Source organism: Paenibacillus diazotrophicus, from assembly GCF_042610465.1.
Genome location: NZ_JBGJZN010000008.1, coordinates 240524 through 258509, shown reverse-complemented (window position 1 = coordinate 258509; position 17986 = coordinate 240524). Strand labels below are relative to the sequence as shown.

General features: G+C 46.8%; 17 protein-coding genes, 1 riboswitch and 1 other annotated feature. Of the genes, 8 read left to right on the top strand and 9 right to left on the bottom strand.

Annotated elements, in window-relative coordinates; translation table 11 throughout:
• Window positions 1-60: 60 nt before the first annotated feature.
• The 3 genes from prsW to ACAN54_RS25715 all read right to left on the bottom strand — a co-directional run bounded on the left by prsW (window position 61) and on the right by ACAN54_RS25715 (window position 2080).
• Entirely contained in the window at window positions 61-756 is a 696-nt protein-coding gene (gene prsW / locus ACAN54_RS25725) for a glutamic-type intramembrane protease PrsW (protein WP_379162281.1), read from the bottom strand.
• 103 nt (window positions 757-859) lie between these two features.
• Entirely contained in the window at window positions 860-1474 is a 615-nt protein-coding gene (locus tag ACAN54_RS25720; protein WP_379162278.1) for a genetic competence negative regulator, read from the bottom strand.
• Window positions 1475-1693: 219 nt separating this feature from the next.
• Window positions 1694-2080 (bottom strand): hypothetical protein, encoded by a 387-nt coding sequence (locus ACAN54_RS25715; RefSeq protein ID WP_379162275.1) that lies wholly within the window; start codon window positions 2078-2080, stop codon window positions 1694-1696.
• 94 nt (window positions 2081-2174) lie between these two features.
• Here ACAN54_RS25715 and ACAN54_RS25710 point away from each other — a divergent pair, with 94 nt between their 5' ends.
• Window positions 2175-3104, top strand: coding sequence for a polysaccharide deacetylase family protein (locus ACAN54_RS25710; protein ID WP_379162273.1), 930 nt, complete (start codon window positions 2175-2177; stop codon window positions 3102-3104).
• A gap of 90 nt (window positions 3105-3194) precedes the next feature.
• On the opposite strand, the gene ACAN54_RS25705 is transcribed toward ACAN54_RS25710, so the two are convergent.
• From ACAN54_RS25705 to ACAN54_RS25695, 3 genes are read right to left on the bottom strand one after another with little or no spacing between them, the layout of a single operon-like run.
• Window positions 3195-4046, bottom strand: coding sequence for a metallophosphoesterase (locus tag ACAN54_RS25705; protein ID WP_379162270.1), 852 nt, complete (start codon window positions 4044-4046; stop codon window positions 3195-3197).
• Entirely contained in the window at window positions 4040-4417 is a 378-nt protein-coding gene (locus ACAN54_RS25700) for a hypothetical protein (protein ID WP_379162267.1), read from the bottom strand. Before ACAN54_RS25700 ends, ACAN54_RS25705 begins: the two co-directional genes overlap by 7 nt.
• A complete protein-coding gene (locus ACAN54_RS25695; protein ID WP_379162264.1) occupies window positions 4414-5007 on the bottom strand; it encodes a CPBP family intramembrane glutamic endopeptidase in 594 nt (197 codons plus the stop codon). The genes ACAN54_RS25700 and ACAN54_RS25695 overlap by 4 nt, the downstream gene beginning before the upstream one ends.
• A gap of 64 nt (window positions 5008-5071) precedes the next feature.
• On the opposite strand from ACAN54_RS25695, the gene ACAN54_RS25690 reads away from it, so the two are divergent.
• The 7 genes from ACAN54_RS25690 (at window position 5072) to ACAN54_RS25660 (ending at window position 14087) form a co-directional block, all read left to right on the top strand.
• The gene (locus tag ACAN54_RS25690; protein WP_379162261.1) at window positions 5072-5977 is read left to right on the top strand and encodes a hypothetical protein; all 906 of its coding nucleotides are present in this window, start codon (window positions 5072-5074) and stop codon (window positions 5975-5977) included.
• A gap of 111 nt (window positions 5978-6088) precedes the next feature.
• Window positions 6089-6318: a binding site (T-box leader), on the top strand.
• Window positions 6319-6559: 241 nt separating this feature from the next.
• The gene (gene serA, locus ACAN54_RS25685) at window positions 6560-8152 is read left to right on the top strand and encodes a phosphoglycerate dehydrogenase (protein WP_379162258.1); all 1593 of its coding nucleotides are present in this window, start codon (window positions 6560-6562) and stop codon (window positions 8150-8152) included.
• A 277-nt stretch (window positions 8153-8429) separates the two neighbouring features.
• Window positions 8430-9680, top strand: coding sequence for a methyl-accepting chemotaxis protein (locus ACAN54_RS25680; protein ID WP_379162555.1), 1251 nt, complete (start codon window positions 8430-8432; stop codon window positions 9678-9680).
• Window positions 9681-10176: 496 nt separating this feature from the next.
• A riboswitch (cyclic di-GMP riboswitch) is annotated at window positions 10177-10270 on the top strand.
• A gap of 107 nt (window positions 10271-10377) precedes the next feature.
• Window positions 10378-12021: a thiamine pyrophosphate-binding protein gene (locus ACAN54_RS25675; protein ID WP_379162255.1), complete on the top strand. Its 1644-nt coding sequence runs from the start codon at window positions 10378-10380 to the stop codon at window positions 12019-12021.
• Window positions 12022-12095: 74 nt separating this feature from the next.
• The gene (locus tag ACAN54_RS25670) at window positions 12096-12464 is read left to right on the top strand and encodes a carboxymuconolactone decarboxylase family protein (RefSeq protein WP_379162252.1); all 369 of its coding nucleotides are present in this window, start codon (window positions 12096-12098) and stop codon (window positions 12462-12464) included.
• Window positions 12465-12643: 179 nt separating this feature from the next.
• The gene (locus ACAN54_RS25665; RefSeq protein WP_379162249.1) at window positions 12644-12988 is read left to right on the top strand and encodes a hypothetical protein; all 345 of its coding nucleotides are present in this window, start codon (window positions 12644-12646) and stop codon (window positions 12986-12988) included.
• A gap of 106 nt (window positions 12989-13094) precedes the next feature.
• Complete coding sequence (locus ACAN54_RS25660; protein ID WP_379162246.1) at window positions 13095-14087, top strand: 3-oxoacyl-[acyl-carrier-protein] synthase III C-terminal domain-containing protein; 993 nt, start codon at window positions 13095-13097, stop codon at window positions 14085-14087.
• 118 nt (window positions 14088-14205) lie between these two features.
• On the opposite strand, the gene glpK is transcribed toward ACAN54_RS25660, so the two are convergent.
• The 3 genes from glpK to ACAN54_RS25645 all read right to left on the bottom strand — a co-directional run bounded on the left by glpK (window position 14206) and on the right by ACAN54_RS25645 (window position 17983).
• Complete coding sequence (gene glpK, locus ACAN54_RS25655) at window positions 14206-15699, bottom strand: glycerol kinase GlpK (RefSeq protein WP_379162244.1); 1494 nt, start codon at window positions 15697-15699, stop codon at window positions 14206-14208.
• Between the two features lie 127 nt (window positions 15700-15826).
• Window positions 15827-17266, bottom strand: a complete 1440-nt coding sequence (locus tag ACAN54_RS25650) for a HAMP domain-containing sensor histidine kinase (protein WP_379162241.1) — start codon at window positions 17264-17266, stop codon at window positions 15827-15829.
• Window positions 17267-17983 (bottom strand): response regulator transcription factor, encoded by a 717-nt coding sequence (locus tag ACAN54_RS25645; protein ID WP_020427515.1) that lies wholly within the window; start codon window positions 17981-17983, stop codon window positions 17267-17269.
• Window positions 17984-17986: the final 3 nt, after the last annotated feature.

Genomic DNA, 17986 nt, shown 5'->3' with positions numbered 1-17986 from the left:
TCCTTCCTGGAATTCCTTGCTTACGGAACTACCTTTCAGGTATAAGTGTGTCCATCTCTACTAGAGGTTAATCTCTTCTTCACGCTTCAGGAACCGGAACGGAGAACGGTTGTTGGCCCGTGCCACCTTTCCCATGCCCCCATACCATAATACAGCCATCAACGGGACGATAAACCAGATCCAGGTATTGGTCATGGTCGTAAGGATAAAGTCATAAATACCGTGCCACAGCCAAGGCAGCAGCAGGGACATGATCAATATCCCCTTTGTTTTGACGCCCCCCGAGAACTTGGCCCTGCCCATATGGTAGCCCATAATAACCCCGAACATGGCATGACCCGATACCGGAAGCAGCGCCCGCATAAACATAGATCCGATTGAAGCGTGGCTGTACCAGGCATACATTACATTCTCCAAAGTTGCGAAACCGAGCGAAATCGCTACGGCATATAGTATTCCATCATAAGGCTCGTCAAATTCGGTATGATTGTAGATCATATGGTACAGCACAAACCACTTCAGGCCTTCTTCCACACCGGAGGAGATCAGAAAGGAATCAACGTATGGCCCGCCATCCAGTCCAAGCACAAGGCCTCTTTGGATAATCATAATAGGAAAAACAATCAACAGTCCTAGCAAAAACACCTTCAGGACTATAAGAAGCGGCTCCTGATCATACTTGTCCTTAAGATAGAAAAAAGTCAGCAGCGCAAGTCCCGGTGCTACTGCTGACGAAATGACCGATAACAAAAGCACCGATTACCCTCCCTGCGCTCTCAGACTTCATGTCCCTCATATTCAGAATTCCATAAGTAATAGCAAGAAAGGGATCAAAGATAACTTTGTTCCCCTTCTATCGTCATTGCTGGCGTTTAAAATGAGTGCAGATTAATTCTATTGCATTTTCTTGCATAACCGTCTTCCCGTATTCAGACAAAACGGCTTCAGTTACAGGCGATGAGTCCCCGAACTCGGAGAGTACACCCACTAGACCAGATAATGCAGTTTCTTCAAATTCCTTCGGATCAAAGTAGAGATACCATATATCATTATAAGAATACAGTTTTCCTTGAGAAGTAATATTGCCGAGGAGCACATGAGCCGCTTCAACCAAAGCCTCAAAATCGCGGAATGCATATACAATGGAGTCGCTTTGTTCTAGAGTAACTTCCATTTCATAAATCTCTTCGGGTAATTCTTCTTCACCGGATACACCGTACTGATGGTGATCATATTTCCCCCTAGTCACTATAACGACCATACCTTGTGCGGGCAATGCGAATACTTCCACGGCAAGCGGACCGGTAGCGTCAAAACCAAGTTCACTGTACGCTTGATCCATCATTTCCGTAAACAAGTCATGCACCTTGGGAACTTCCTGCCACATATCTTCCTTCTGGATGCCCCGCTCGCTCAGGTCGTCAAAAGTGAGGAAAATCCGTATCTTATCTTGACTTAATCGCTCTATTCTCATGACAGGATCCTCCTTTTGCAAGCTCATTTATTATAATGTATGATGAGTCCCGAGTAATGAGCCAAAAATGGTTACTATGTATGTATGTTATCATTTTGACACAGCAAATGCACGTAAATAAAAAATTATTTCTTCCCAAATCTAAAGAGATATTCTTGAAAAAAAGAATCATTTTGCGGACGCTAGTCCCCAAAATGATTCTGCAGTAATATTTTGCGTTTACAATCCCGGTATGGCGGTATGTGTATCCTTGAGAATCTGCTCTACTTCATGCTTCACATCAGGGTTGCTGCGGATGAAATCCTTCAGCATTTTAAGATTGGCTTCTCTGGATTTAACCGTCGACTCCACCTTGTGTTCGTTATTGCCAGCGGAGGCATGCGTGCTGGTATCCTTATTGCCGCCAGCAGCAGCATTTCCAGCTGCCGTACTGCCAAAACCAGTCATAGCCATGTTCATGATTTTGTCCTTTGCCTTTTCGCCAGCCCCGTTCATCAGACCGTCCGGCTGAAGCAAATTGGACATCATGGCTCCGCGTTTTTTGGACATCATCATACTTATTGTAGCACCCAGCAGCACTCCGCTAAAAAATGACGAAGTATTCATATCTCTAACCTCCTTGTATGGTAAAATCATGCTTAGTGTTCGCGGAAAGAATCCGGCTCATACAACTTAACAACAAGAAAGCGAGATGAAATAAGTGGGTAAAGCAACCTCAGCGCTACTGCTGTCCGTTCTTCTGCTGTCCGCATGCAGTAGCGGAGCTAATGAAAATGCAGGGCCAGTTACGACAGAGCAGCCTCCAGCGGCTACATTACAGGCAGCACCGGAATCATCGCCACAGGCAAGCACCAGCCCTGAATCAAGCGCGACTCCTGAAGCGATACCTTCAGAGGCTCCAGCAGCAAGCTCCACTCCGCTATCACAAGCGGATAATGAAACTGGAACCAGTAAAGAACCCGTTAACAATGCCGCTGCAGAGATTCCGCTGCTCTATCATATGAACAAAAATTATGACATTATCCCCAATGCGGAAGGCACTGCCAAAAAAGTAATCCTGCTCACCTTCGATGATGGCCCAAAGGACGCAAAAATGATTAACCCTTTGATGGATACACTCGACAAGCACCATGCCAAAGCCATCTTCTTTGTGAATGGTTACCGGGTGAAAGAACATCCTGAACTCCTCAAGCTCATTCATAGCCGGGGCGGTATTATCGGCAATCACAGCTGGGATCATATCGTATTGAAGGATAAATCCTACACTGAAGTCAAGAAGCAAATTGAGGACGTACAGGCCATTGTTAAAGAAGTTACTGGCGATACCCCGGCGTTTTTCCGTCCCCCGCATGGAGCGGGCGGTGATGTTGGCAAGAAAATTGCTGCCGAGAACGGCATGCTCTATATGACCTGGTCTGTAGGTTCACTGGATTGGGAGATGAAAGAGAAAGATAGCGGCAAAACAGCGAAGCTGATCTCGAACGTTACAGGCCAGCTCCACTCCGGCAGTAATATTCTAATGCATGAACTTCCTTGGACGGTAGAAGCACTGGACACTCTATTGACAACACTTGAAGGCAAGGGTTACAGCTTCGTAGATCCGAGCAGCATTGAACTAAAAATGCGTTAAGCTGTATTAATTAATAACATCAGAAGTATTTGGCCGCATTTAAAAAGGTATCCCTTGCTGAATTCGCAGGAGATACCTTTTTTCTATTCTTTAGCCGCTGACACCCTGATCATTTCCTCTAAGAAGTGTGATCACATGCATTTCAGATGGACTCCCCCAGCGAAGTGGCAGATGTGCAGTTCCAAATCCCCGGCTGATCAAGATTTTGACCTTGGTTTTAGAGCCTTCTTTTCTCGGAAGCACATAATGCCCAGCGTTATATTGCCTGTAAAAGGGGTCAACATGGCGGTGGCCCATAAAAGGTAAAACCACCTGTCCCCCGTGCGTGTGACCGGCCAGCACCAGATCCGCTGGAATCTCCGATTGCACCGAGAGCCACAGTGGATCATGTACTAGGATAATTCGGCAGAGTGAAGACTCTGGTCCTTGAGGTGGTGGTAAAGGCTGATACGCTTTTTTACCCCCCTTCTGCGGATAATCAACACCAGTCAGAAGCAGTCTGCTCCCATCATTCTCCATGATGACATTCTCATCCTGCAGCAAAACAGCCCCGCTCCCACGTATGATGTTGTCTACAAGAGAAATATTCGCCCTGTAATCATGATTACCGTGCACCGCATATACCGGTGCCAGTCCCGTCACCAGCTTCATATTATCGTAGAGACGGTTAATGGACCCGCTCTTTTCCGTCAGGTCCCCTCCAAGGAAGACCGCATCCACTCTCCCTCTCAAAGGACTTAGGAGTTTTAACGGCAGGCGCCTCCGGTGAATATCCGAAATAAAAAGAATGCGGAAGCCTTCAAAAGCCTCAGGTAATGCTTCAAGAAATATTTCCTCGGCAATAATCCGGCTTCTGAATGCTTCCACAAACATCATAGCCAGTACCACTGCAGACAGCAGCACAAAGCCCGACAAAATACCCAGTAACCAGGAGGTTACCATAGTGTATTCAAATCTGGAGCCCCAATAAGACCCCAATACAAAAGGAAAATAAGCAAAAGTAAAAAAATTACAATCAATGAGTTTATGAACATCTTACTTAACCGGAGACGTTCTGAAGGGTAGCTCTCTGCACGTGAAGGCGTTGAATTTTCTTCATCCACCAGACTTTCTTCCCGTTTCACCTGTTTTATAGGCTGTACCGAGGAATGGCGTTTTTTTCTCGACAAGGTTCCGGCTGCTGCTACAGGAGAATCAGCAACCAATGGTGCGGTTGATGGGTGCTGCGATTTTGTTCTTTTTCTCACTGAAACAGATTGTTCGTCTCTATTCGTTTTTTTGCGGGACTTCACCCGGCTAAGTTCTTCACTCATGACTCCCTCCGGTAACGGATCACAAGACCCGAGAACACATCGATGATAAAGTGGCATAGAATGGGTGCCCAAAGTGTGCCTGTATGAATGTATATATATCCCAGACCATAGCTGCTGAGGAACACCCATCCTGTTGGGATCCAATGCCGCAAATAACGCACATGAATCACGGCAAATAAAATGCTGGTCCAATAAAGCCCAAAAGAATGCTGAACCGCTCCGCGGAATAGCAGCTCCTCACAAACCGATACAATAGCTGCGATGACAATAATATGCCACAAGGGTCTTTTTCCAAAGAGCAGTTCGTTAATTCCGCCATCATCCATGCTGTCTGCGGGAACAATATGGGTAAGCAGAAAGTCCACCACCAGCATAATTATGGCAAGTCCAAGTCCCCAAAACACAAATTGTGCGTTTTCCGGAAAATTTAATATGTGAATAGGGCTTCTTTTCTGTAATAATATCCATATCAGACCGATAATTAAAGTAAGGCCCTGCGTGATATATAAGTTCAGTAAAAGAAGCTTATCGGTTAACTGCTGAGGATCGGCTTTTTTAATCTTGATGTCACCAAATTTGAATTTTTTCATTGTAACCTGCCTGTTCTCTATTGTTTTTACATAAGATAATTCCCCTAGACGAAGGAGCATAATTATGAAAAGCCGTACCTCCCGCACTCAAATGTTATACACACTGGGTTTTCTATTTTTTCTGATTTCCGCATTCGCCGCTTTTTTTACGGGAGTGAAGGTCGGGGCAGACAAAACAGAAGCCAAATACGAACAACCCGATACTAAAAATTCCGCAGAGGAATATTCCGGCTCCTACCAGCAGCAGGATCTTGTTACGTTCTATCATAACGTATTTTTGCCCTATCGGGAATTCAAGCGCAATTGGAACAGCGAACTGGACAGCCTGGCCCGCAGCACAGATGCCCGCGAGAATGCGGCAACCCTTAAGAATCTCAGTATTCTGGCAGACAAGCAGTATGACAAGGTTACGCAGGATTCAATCTTCACCGGGTCGCCTATGCTCTACGAATCCCAGTTGAATATACTGAAGAGCCTCACCTTGTTCTCACAGGCTGCCAGCAAAGTCAATGCAGGCGCATCAGGGACTGAAACAGCCAAAGTGCTGAAGAGTGACAATTTCACGGCAAGTGCTGTCAAATTCGGATTGCTGGCACAAAAGAACTTCTATGACTCCATGCTTAAGTGGGGCTCCAAAGATAACAGCAAAATCCCATCGGAAGCCGGTGAGCTGAAGACTCTTTCTTTTATCCAATGGAAAAAAATGCCTCTCTTGCTTAAGAACGCTTCGATCGCTGACATTATGCTTAATCGATCCATCTATGCGGGATTCGATCCACAGGATATTACAGCCAAAATAGACGATATGATCTATTCAGGGACGGCCAGCTCGCTAAATCTCAAGAATGTTCAATCTGCCGTCACCCTGTTGATTTCCACAGGAGCCGTGCAGGAGCAGGATTTCATGAAGTGGCGTGAACAATATTATGGCAAGGAAACCATGCCGCAGCTTCCGTTTTTTTATGAGTAGAACCAGCTATTGCATCATAACGAAAAATGAGAGTCACTTCAAGGCGGCTCTTCCTCAATAGACTATTGACACATTTGGCATCACCATGTTACATTATGAAAAATTAATCTAGAAAAACCGATGATGGAACAAAGATTCTGCAAGTCTTCAGAGAGCCGGTGGATGGTGCAAACCGGTGACAAACAGAATTCTTTAGCACTCCTGAGATATTGTGTCGAACCTATACAGTAGGCACAATCGGATCATCTCCGTTACCAGTGTGGCCTTTGCGGGCCAATGAGGCTGCTTCTTCAAACGTTGCAGTGAATTAGGGTGGTACCACGACAACTCTCGTCCCTTACTACGGCAGTAGTATGGGGTTGGGAGTTTTTTTGTTATTTATTTTCCAGTTCAGGGGTTAACAAAGCCCAGATTCCGGATTCTCCGGTCTGCTGCACTCTCTTTCTTTTGTGCGACAGCGCGTTCCTCCGTTATTCCGACATATTTTTCACTAGTTGTTTTTGGCTTCTGGTACTGTGGACTGCCTCTTCAGGGCATCCTTGGGCATATATAGCTTTCCAAATTTAAGGAGGACAAGAAACCATGTTTAAAGTACTAGTATCGGATCCGATCAGCGATTTGGGCATTCAGCAATTAATGGACGCAAGTGATGTGACTGTTGACAAAAAGACGGGTCTTAGCGAAGACGAGCTTATCGCCATCATTGGCGAGTATGACGGCCTGCTCGTACGCAGCCAAACAACTGTAACAGAGAAGATTATTGCAGCGGGTACCAACTTGAAAGTCATTGGCCGTGCCGGTGTTGGTGTTGATAATATCAAGCTCGAGGCAGCTACACAGCGCGGTGTCGTTGTTATCAACGCTCCTGACGGCAATACAATCACAACTTGTGAGCATGCTTTTGCCATGATGATGGCACTGGCCCGCCACATTCCTCAGGCATACGCCAAGACCATTTCCGGTGTATGGGACAAGAAAACTTTCCTGGGTGTAGAACTACGCGGCAAAACCCTTGGTGTACTTGGTATGGGCCGGATCGGCAGTGAAGTGGCTAAACGTGCCAAAGCCTTCGGTATGAATATCCTTGCCTATGACCCGTTCCTGACCGCTGACCGCGCGGAAAAGCTGGAAGTGAAGCTGGCTTCGGTAGATGATATCGTACGCGGTGCGGATTTCATCACTGTTCATACTCCGCTTACCCCGGAGACCCGCCACATGATCTCCGGTCCGCAATTCGAAGTTATGAAAAAAGGCATGCGCATCATCAACTGTGCCCGCGGTGGTGTTATTGATGAAGTGGCGCTGGTTGAAGCCATTGACAGCGGCATTGTAGCTGGTGCAGCCTTTGACGTATTCGAGAAGGAGCCGCCGCAGGCTGATCATCCGTTCCTTTCCCATCCCAAAATCATCGTAACACCTCACCTCGGTGCTTCCACCGTAGAAGCCCAGGAGAACGTTGCTATCGACGTATCAGAGCAGGTGCTGCATATTCTGCGCAATGAGCCATTCATCAACGCTGTGAACATCCCTCCGGTCGCTCCTAGCGTGATGAACAAACTTCAGCCTTACTTCACACTTGGTGAAAAGCTGGGCAGCTTCGCCACTCAGCTTACCGATGGCGCGATCCGCGAAATCCAAGTGGAGTATGCCGGTGATTTGTCTGATGTAGATACACAGCCCCTAACCCGCTATATAGTCAAAGGGGTACTTTCCCGTCACTTTGGAACGGATGTGAACATCGTTAATTCGATGCATCTGGCTAAAACCCATGACGTGAATGTTGTTGCAACACAGGCATCCAAGACGAAGGGTTTCACCAACCTCATCACCGTTACACTGAAAGCCGATCCTGATGAAGAGCGTCTGGTGGCAGGAACACTGTTACAGGGTTATGGGGAACGAATTGTACAGGTTAACAAGTTCCCGGTCGATATCGCTCCAGAAGGCCATCAGATTGTGATTTCACATAACGATAAACCGGGTATCATCGGTGCTGTCGGTACATTGCTTGGGGAAAATGACGTCAATATCGCCTCCATGCAGGTAGGACGTAAAATCGTTGGTGGTGCAGCGATCATGCTGCTTACCGTCGATAAGGCTGTTCCTCAGGCCGTTCTGGTGAAGCTGGCAGGACTGCCAGAAATCAATACTGCGGAAGAAATCATTTTACTGTAAAAAGTCTCTGAATAGGCGCTCTTTGGAACGCTTGCATACGCCTGCTGTTCCAAGGAGCGTTTTTCTATTTCGGTCGTTGCCTGTGAGCCGGAAGAACCAGTGATAACAAACTTGTCTATTTGTAAAAACGATTACATTATATGAAGCAACGCTTTCAATATTAATGCCCGAAAGACCTATAAGAGCATTTTTATGTCAGTTCTTACAATAGACCTCCCCCATGAAAACGCCTATAATATTACAATAACCAACATTATTTTAGGGGGAACTTTTTATGATGGAATGGATGAACAAGCTTCCGTTAAAACAGAGAATTATTGCCGGTTGTTACCTGGTTGCCGCTTTATTCGCTGTCCCTGTATTAATCATGTTTATAGCAATGGGCAAGATGCTTATCGGCATTATCATGGTAGTGGTCTTGGCTGGACTGACTCTCCCTCTCGCACGCTTTATTGAGAGAACGCTTACATCCTCTTTCGACGACATTTCCAACGTAACTCATACGATTGCCAAAGGGGATTTTACAACCCGGGCAGATGAGAACGGTTCCATGGGTGAGGTCAGCCGTTCCTTTAATACAATGATCGACAAGCTAAAAAAAATCCTTACCGAAGCCTCGCAGATTACCCGTCAGGTTATGGATGCCAGCCGCGGGATTGAAGACAAGAATCAAAATCTGAAGATTGTAATGGCCCAGGTCTCCTCCTCTTCCAACGAGCTGGCTCTTGGCGCCAATGAAATCTCCGTAGACATTGCCGAAATGACTGAATCTATCAAGGACATCGAAACCAAGGTTTCGAATTATACTAGCTCTACTAAAGAAATGAATAGACGTTCCGTACATACGCTGGAATTAGTGGAGAAAGGCCGCCTATCTGTTGATACTCAAGCAGAAGGCATGCGTAAAAATATACAAGCTACCCAGAAAGTCGCCGACACGATCGAAGCCCTATCACATAATGCCCAGGGGATCACGATGATCACCAAAACCATTACAGAAATCGCCGAGCAGACCAACCTGCTTTCACTCAATGCATCGATCGAAGCTGCACGCGCCGGTGAACATGGCCGAGGCTTCGCTGTGGTGGCCCAAGAAGTACGAAAGCTTGCCGAAGAATCCACAGCCTCTACCAAAGAAGTATTCAGTCTGGTACGCAGCATTGAGAGCGATATCAAACAAGCGATCGAGAATATTGCTATCAATGAGGAAGTCGTACAAGTGCAAAATGAAATGATCCTTGAAACGGCTAATATTTTTGCCCAGATTGTCCAAAGCGTCCAGTACATAACCGAACAAATAGCTTCTTTTTCCTCCGAGAGCGACCTGATGCTGGAAAGTGCCCTGAAAATTTCCGGAGCAATCGAAAATATTTCTGCGATTACTGAAGAAACTGCGGCAGGAACCCAGGAGGTGTCGGCAGCAATGAACGAACAAATTAATGCGCTGCAATCCGTTGCCGAAGAAACCGAAAAAATGACCCAAGCTGTATTCCAACTCCAGAAAACGATCCATATTTTCAAATTCTAATTCCTTTCCACTTGTGCCGCTTCTAATGAAGCGGTATTTTTTTGTTCACAAAATGCTCGATGTTGATTTCATAAAAATCAGTTTTTTGACAGCAGTTCGAACCGGTAATGGTTTTGCACTTCCTTACACAGGTTTTAGTGAAAGCTTCAAATCTATAAAGAGTTGGATCCAAACGACATCTCGTTCTTAAGTCTTATTAAACTATTAACAATGAGACTCCACCTAATCATTTCAGTCCATAAAGCCTTATCCCGATAATTAATTAGTTCTATAAACCTACACTCATTTAATTCTGATTTTCCTTCACAATTTGTATTTTTAAGATTTTCTTAAATTTTATTTTAGGATAATTTCCGATTACCTGCTCTCTCTTGCACCACATTTTACAATTCACATGGATTGTAAATTTCGTCAAAAACTGAGTTTTTCGGGACAAATATATTGACAAAAGAGGAGTCAGAAATATATTGTAAAGTAAAATTATACATTTTTTATTACCACATATCGGCAAAATTCTCCGAAAGGGAATGACGCAAAGCCATGGATCTACAGTCTCATTTTTATGGGACCATGACAGCCAGGTTGCTGAACAACCGAACGTTTGGGAAACCTCGTTCTTAATGGTTATTCAATGCAGCCGGCCTGTACTCTCTTGAGTACAGGTTTTCTATTTTACTAAATATAAAACATTGGGTGGGTGGATTCTCTGAAAACAGTCGCAGATTATATGGCTGAGGCACTAAAAAACCTTGGTGTAACACATTCTTTTGGCATAATCGGCAAGTCTATTTGTCCTGTAGTTCTGAAAATGGTTGACTATGGGATTGAATTTATTCCCGGCAGGCATGAAGCGAGCTCCGGGTTCGAAGCAGCAGGCTATGCTCTTAAAACTGGCAGATTAGGTGTGGCTTTTGGGACCTCAGGTCCAGGAGGAACTAATCTTCTTACAGCAGCAGCACATGCTAAGGCGAATAATCTGCCAGTGCTGTTCATTACAGGACATCAATCTATCAAGGAACTGGGAATCCCCCAGTGCCAGGATTCTTCTTCCTATCTGGCCGATCTGGCGGACATGTTCAGACCCGCTACACTCTTCAGTAAGCTGGTGGAACGCGGCGATCATTTCGGCACCCTTTTTAATCACGCCGTTTCCATTGCCTTGGGCGGACAGCGCGGACCGGTCCATTTGTGCATCCCGTTTGATGTTCAAACAGAAATGTTGGAAGAATGCCGGATAGTGATCCCTGAGCGCGAACATCTTGTTAATACCGCTAATTTTGAACGTGTAATTTCAGCAATCAATGCTTCCAGTCATCCGCTGATTATTGCAGGCAAAGGGGTTAACCGTTCTCTTGCACACCAAGAGCTCATTCAGCTGGCAGAAACCTTTAACATCCCTGTCGTTACTTCACCAGGTGGCAAAGGCGCAATTCCTTGGGACCACCCGTTGTATCATGGACCGATTGGTGTTGGCGGATGCAAGCATGGTGATGATCTATTGAACCGCAGTGATCTGTATATTGTGCTTGGTTCACGACTGAGTGATATGACCATATGCAATCTAAAGGCTGAAAACCACCCGAAAACACTGATCCAATTTGATGTAGATCCTACCTTTGTAGGGAAAATCCTAACTTCAGAGACCCTCTCAATCGGCGGAGATTTGCGGGACAATTTAGCTTATTATCTTCAAATTTTAGATACTGCTGCTATAAAAAAACACGTAACAGAAGCCGATGTTCATTATGTGGAAGAGCTGCCTGTTCTCTCCAAACTGTCTCTCGCCTCAGTTATGAGCACCTTAAGCGATTTGATACCTTACAACAACACTGTGTTTGTGGATGACGGCAGCCATGGCTTTAACGCCGTGAAATGGTACAACGTGAAAAAACCAGGCAGCTTTGTCTTTGATGCTTATTTTGCCTGCATGGGCAACTCTATTGGCATGGCGATTGGTGCTAAGGTGGCAGCCCCTGAAGAAACGATCGTATGCATTACCGGGGATGGCTGCTTCATGATGCTCGGTACGGAAATCAACACCGCAGTGTGCAAGAATATTCCGGTAATCTTCATCGTGGTGAACAACATGCAGCTGGATATGGCGCTTAAAGGTATGCAAAAGACAACAGGCAGAATCGATGGTACGATCTTCGAAGTACCTATGGATGCCGTGAAATTCGCTGAATCCCTTGGAGCCACAGGCTACAAATGCGAGACTGCAGAACAATTCAACGATGCAATCCAAGCCGCAGTCGCATCGAACCGTGTAGCGGTCATTGAATTGCTGACCGACCGTGATGAAGTGCCTCCAACAGCTCATCGTGTGTTGAATCTCAATTAAAATTACAGCGACGTCAAGAATCATTTCTCTCATGATAGATCCTTGACGCTCATCAGAATGCAGGAGGCTTGTCCGTGGAAAACAACATTAACAGTGGACTTAAACATTTTTCCAACCTATCCGGGGACTATGGTGCCAAGGCGCTTGCGCCTATTAAGGAGCATTTTCCCGAACTGGCCGAGTACATCATGGGCAACGCCTACGGCGACATTTTTCAACGCACAACGATTGGTTCTGACTGGAAGGAAATCGCCGTCATATCGTCTTTGATTACTATGGGCCAATTCGAGCAGCTTGGAGTCCATTATGTGATGGCGCTCAGCGTCGGAATGACTGTGGATCAGATCAAAGGCATCTTACTGCATTTGGTGCCGGTAATCGGTGCTCCAAGAGTCATTTCAGCTTTTAATGTGCTGCTTGCAACCCTTGAAGAAATCCAATAATTGCTTTGTAAACAATTTTATACAAAGTTCGACTTTTTTCTTGCAAATATGTTAAAAATATGATTCTATTAGAGGGAAAATGTCCCAAAATTAAGTATTCATGTCGAAATAAGGCGTGGGATTATAGGTTTCGGGATTTATTCTGTTATACACATTTATTTTTTGGGAGAGATGAGCAAATGGGTAAATTTATTTTGAAAACCGATTCTGTAAACAAAGTCATTAATATTGAATTAGAAGGAACCTTCTCCAATGAGGACGGTCTCAAATCGATTCAAGCTTACCAGCAGACCATTAACCCTATTACGCCTTCAGAATACGCGCTGCAAATTGACTGCAGAAAGCTGAATGTTACTTCTCCTGATGTTGTGCCTTTGCTTGAAGGCTGCTTCATTATGTTCAAATCGGATGGTTTTGAAAAAGTAAACCTGACTCTTGAAAACAACCCCATTCTAAAAATGCAGCTCGCGCGTCTGGGCCGCAAGGCTGGACTTGAAAACTTGGAGATCACTTCAACTGTTTAATCATAAATATTGTTCATCGCCAGCAACTCGAACGAGGGCTGACAAGCAAGTCTAGTACGAAGTTGGAGACGGGAAGAAGCGCTCATAAACTTTTAGGAGGATTACCATGGCCGGGATACGAATTAAGGATATTGATATCTATCATCCAAGCAAAAAGATTGGCAACGACTTTTTCATACAGCATTTTGACGAAAAAGGTATTGATATCCGTGGACTCCTGACAGCACTTGGCCGTGAAAACCGCTATAGCATCGACAGCAATGAAGAGAATTCTCTGACCATGGCTTTCGAAGCAGCAAGCAACGTTCTGGACAAGACCGGGCTTACCGGGGCTGACATCGACCTGATTGCATATGCCAGTCAGACTCCTGAATACATCTTCCCGACGAACTCACTCATGATTCACCGTTTAATCGGTGGCGCATCCCACGCGATCTGCATCGATAGCAATGCCAACTGTGCGGGTATGACCGCCTCGGTAGAACAGGTAAGCCGTCAAATGATGGCCAACCCAAGAATCCGACGTGCACTGGTAATCGGTTCAGACCACGTTGCTCCGCATGCGGATAAAAACGATCCTGTCTACTATGCCAACTTTGGTGATGCTGCTGCTGCCGTTATACTGGAGCGGGATGAGAACTCCGTAGGCTTCATCGATTCTATTTACCAGACTGACACTTGTGTCTATGGCAACTCGATGTTTCCTGCAGAAGGTTTAGCTAACCTCGGACGTGGTGGTGTAGGTGCCGGAGAGTTCAATGTGAAGTTCATACCTTTCGACGACTCCATTTGTGTGGATGCTGCCTCTGAATCAATCAATACATTGCTAAGCAATAATGAGATTGCTCCCGAGTCCATCAAAGCTGCCTGCTTCTCACAGCTGTCCCTCCCTAATATTCGCGCCGTATCCGACAAAACAGGCATCGACAACGATGTAGCGGTCTACATTGGCGATGAATTCGGCTATACTTCGACAAGCAGTCCTTTTGTAGCTCTGCACAAAGCAGTGACTACTGGAATGATAGAACGCGGTGACAAAGTCCTCTTCTGGACCGTTGGCGCAGGCTGGCAGAACGTAGCTTTTGTAATGGAATACTAAGCCCTCATTCGTGTGGATACCAAAAATGGCCCGTAAGCAGATTCTCTGCTTGCGGGCCATTTGCTATAAGTTCACATATAAATTCAGTACCTCAGCTCAGTGAGCTTTCCTATCTGCATTAACGGTGCCCTTCGTGCTTCTCCCAGCCCATCGTTCGCGATACAGCATCCTGCCAGGCATGGTAGCGGAGTTCTCGTTCTGCTGACTCCATGGAAGGGGAGAATACCTTCTCAGCCTTATTGAAGCTCTCAAGCTGTTCCCTGCTCCAAATTCCTGAAGTCAGACCGGCCAGCAGTGCTGCTCCAAGTGCTGTAGTCTCTGCATACATGGTACGTGTAACCTCACTACCGAGAATGTCCGCTTGAAATTGCATGAGCAGATCATTGCGCACTGCGCCGCCATCAACCATAAGTCCTGTGAGCGGCATACCTGCATCCTTTTCCATTGCACCGATTACATCTCTTGTCTGAAATGCAAGAGACTCCAGGGTGGCCCGGACCAGATGGCCTGCCGTAGTGCCCCGCGTCAGACCGAAGACCGCCCCGCGGGCATACATGTCCCAGTAAGGTGCTCCAAGTCCTGTAAAGGCAGGAACTACTACAACGCCTTCACTATCCTCTACTTCACCGGCTTTTCCCTCTGAGTCAGCAGGACCTTCAATCAGTCCCAGCCCTTCATGCAGCCATTGTACCGCCGCTCCGGCTACGAACACACTACCTTCTAGTGCATAATACAATTCATCTCCCATGCCCCAGGCCACTGTTGTCAGCAGTCCATGGCTGGAGACTACAGCCTCGGTCCCGGTATTCATGAGGATAAAACAGCCGGTACCATAAGTATTCTTGGCACTGCCTGCTTCAAGACAGGTATGCCCGAATAAAGCAGCCTGCTGATCCCCAAGCACAGAACGTATCGGAATCTGAGCTCCAAACCATTTACTGCTGGCTGCTCCGAATTCCCCCCCAGACATTCTGACTTCAGGCAGTATCGAACGCGGTATCCTAAGCTCCGTAATCAATTGTTCATCCCATGTCCGCTCATGCAGGTTATAGAGCATGGTGCGGGAGGCATTCGTCACATCTGTTGCATGCACAGCTCCTCCTGTAAGCTTCCAGATCAGCCAGGAATCAATTGTTCCTCCCAGCAGTTCACCTCTCTCCGCACGCTCACGCGCCCCAGGAACATGATCCAGAATCCAGGCCAGCTTGGTTGCTGAGAAGTACGCGTCCACTACAAGACCGGTCTTGGCAGCAATCACATCTGTAAGTCCGCGCCGCTTCAATTCCTCGCACTGCTCGGCTGTACGGCGGTCTTGCCAGACGATAGCCGGATAAATAGGCTTCCCACTGGCTTTCTCCCAGATCAGAGCGGTCTCCCTCTGGTTGGTAATCCCAATAGCCGATATTTCATCAGCGGGCCTCCCACTGCCTCTTATAGCCTCTTTGGCTGCCGCCAGCTGTGTTTCCCAGATTTGATTCGGATCATGCTCCACCCAGCCGGGCCGGGGAAAAGACTGGCTTATCTCATACTGCCCCTGTGAGATCATTCCTGCTTCGTAATCAAAGAGGATCGCACGTGAGCTTGTAGTTCCTTGGTCTAAGGATAAAATCATCAATATATGCCTCCTAAAACTGGCTTCGTAAGCATAGTGGTATGTTCCACGATGAACAAGATTAATGTGGTGATTTCAACAAAAAGCACCTCTGCGGTCAGAGGCGCTGTCATACATTGTCTTGGGTTTACAGTTTTTCGACAGGGAGCCTGAGAATGAACTCAGTTCCTTCTCCCAGCTTGCTAGAAGCTGTGATGGTCCCGTGATGCGACTCGACAATATTCTTGACAATCGCGAGTCCAAGCCCGGTTCCCCCAGATTCTCCCCGCACGCGGGCTTTGTCCGCTTTGTAGAAACGCTCAAAAATATATGGAAGGTCCTCCGGAGCAATACCAGCCCCTTCATCGCGTATAACAATTTCCAGATAACGGCGGCCTTCAAGAACAATAGAGCCGGTCAGAATCTTGATGTGCTTGTCTGCAGGCGTATGCCGAAACGCATTGTCAAGCAGATTGGTCAGCACCTGCTCCAGCTTGTCTTCGTCCGCCGCTTTGAGCAGGGGCATATCGCTCCCGAAGTTCAATTCGAGTTGAATTCCCCGCTCCTTGGCCCGGACAGAAAATTTGCGATAGACCCGTTCCAGAAGCACCTCCATATTCACAGGCACCTTCATCATATCCGTGTGTCCTGCTTCCATACGGGCAAGATCCAGCAGATCCTTCACCAGTCGACCCATCCGCAGTGATTCATCATGAATAACTTGAACCAGCTCGCTGCTCTCTTCAGGTGAAGAAGCCATGCCATCCAGCAAAGCTTCGCTGTAACCCTGCATCATGGACAAGGGTGTTCTGATCTCGTGCGAGACATTCGCTACAAAGTCCCGGCGCATCTTCTCAAGCTTCACCTCTTCGGTCACATCCCGCAATACAGCCACTGCACCGCGAATGGTATCATCCGAGTATAGCGGAGCCATATGAACAGACCACACTCCATGACGTACATGCACCTGGGAGCGTTGATCCCCTCCCTGGCTGAGTGTACTAAAGAATAAGGGCCGCAAGGGAGGTGGCACCTCGCTGTCAGCCACATCCTGGGGATAGAGCTCAGAGTCACTCTCCAATTCCCAGCTAAGGTCGCTCCACGTCTCCAGCAGCGCCTGACCATGAGGATTAGTTAAAATGATCTTCCCTTCAACATCAAAGGTTAGGACCGCATCGCTCATGCTGCGCAGAACACTGGACAGATGACCCTTCTCATGATTCAGACTGCGAATATTTTCTTCCAGCTCTTCTGCCATATGATTGAAGGAGGTGGCCAACTGGCCGATTTCATCACTGGTCACCAGTGTGAGTCTCGTCCCATATTCACCCCGGCGGATGTTATTCGCCGCTTCAATGACCTGCTGCATCGGCTGTGTGATCTTGGTGAACAGGAACAAAGCAAAAAAAGTCGTTAAGGAAAATCCTATCATACAGACATAAGTGAATAAGCGTTTGATCGCCCCGGAATTGGCGAAGTTGCTGTCGATATAGGGCAGCAGAAACAACCCCAGTGTGATAAGCACGACAGCAACCAGACAGATAATCGTGATCCACAGCTTCCCGACAAGACTTCTCCAGAATTTCACTTATTTTGGTACCTCTAACTTGTAGCCTACTCCCCATACTGTGGTAATCATCGCTGCCGATTCCGGTGATACTTTATTGAGCTTCTCACGAAGTCTTTTGACATGTGTATCCACTGTACGTAAATCCCCGAAGAATTCGTAATTCCACACATCCTTCAGCAACTCTTCACGCGAGAACACCTTGTCCGGTGAAATAGCCAAATAATGAAGCAGCTCATACTCTTTCGGAGTAAGGCTTACTTCCTGGCCCCCGGCGGTTACACGGTGTGCATCATGTTCAATGATGAGATGGGGAAATACAATATTGTTGCTGGAATTACTCTCTTTGGACAAAAAGGCTGTCGCAGAAGAGCGGCGCATAATCGCTTTTACCCGGTAGATCACTTCACGGGGACTAAACGGTTTGACGACATAATCGTCCGCGCCCATCTCGAAGCCCTGCACCCGGTTGATCTCCTCACCTTTGGCTGTTAGCATCAAAACGGGGGTCGATTTGACCCCTCTTAGCCTAGTCAGTACTTCAATGCCATCGATTCCCGGCAGCATCACGTCCAGCAGAATCAGGCCATAATCATTAGCCGTTGCTTTGCGAAGTGCGATCTCTCCGTCTTCAGCTTCATCAATCTCGTAACCTTCTTTTTCAAGATACATCTTGAGCAGGCGGCGAATGCGCTCTTCGTCATCCACCACCAGTATTCTGTTCAAATGCTCTGCCATTTC

Coding starts and splice junctions, on each gene's coding strand:
- ACAN54_RS25720 (WP_379162278.1), bottom strand. CDS start 1,474: ATGAGAATAGAGCGATTAAGTCAAGATAAGATACGGATTTTCCTCACT.
- ACAN54_RS25690 (WP_379162261.1), top strand. CDS start 5,072: ATGAAAAGCCGTACCTCCCGCACTCAAATGTTATACACACTGGGTTTT.
- ACAN54_RS25680 (WP_379162555.1), top strand. CDS start 8,430: ATGGAATGGATGAACAAGCTTCCGTTAAAACAGAGAATTATTGCCGGT.
- ACAN54_RS25695 (WP_379162264.1), bottom strand. CDS start 5,007: ATGAAAAAATTCAAATTTGGTGACATCAAGATTAAAAAAGCCGATCCT.
- ACAN54_RS25705 (WP_379162270.1), bottom strand. CDS start 4,046: ATGGTAACCTCCTGGTTACTGGGTATTTTGTCGGGCTTTGTGCTGCTG.
- ACAN54_RS25645 (WP_020427515.1), bottom strand. CDS start 17,983: ATGGCAGAGCATTTGAACAGAATACTGGTGGTGGATGACGAAGAGCGC.
- ACAN54_RS25660 (WP_379162246.1), top strand. CDS start 13,095: ATGGCCGGGATACGAATTAAGGATATTGATATCTATCATCCAAGCAAA.
- glpK (WP_379162244.1), bottom strand. CDS start 15,699: ATGATTTTATCCTTAGACCAAGGAACTACAAGCTCACGTGCGATCCTC.
- ACAN54_RS25665 (WP_379162249.1), top strand. CDS start 12,644: ATGGGTAAATTTATTTTGAAAACCGATTCTGTAAACAAAGTCATTAAT.
- ACAN54_RS25700 (WP_379162267.1), bottom strand. CDS start 4,417: ATGAGTGAAGAACTTAGCCGGGTGAAGTCCCGCAAAAAAACGAATAGA.
- serA (WP_379162258.1), top strand. CDS start 6,560: ATGTTTAAAGTACTAGTATCGGATCCGATCAGCGATTTGGGCATTCAG.
- ACAN54_RS25715 (WP_379162275.1), bottom strand. CDS start 2,080: ATGAATACTTCGTCATTTTTTAGCGGAGTGCTGCTGGGTGCTACAATA.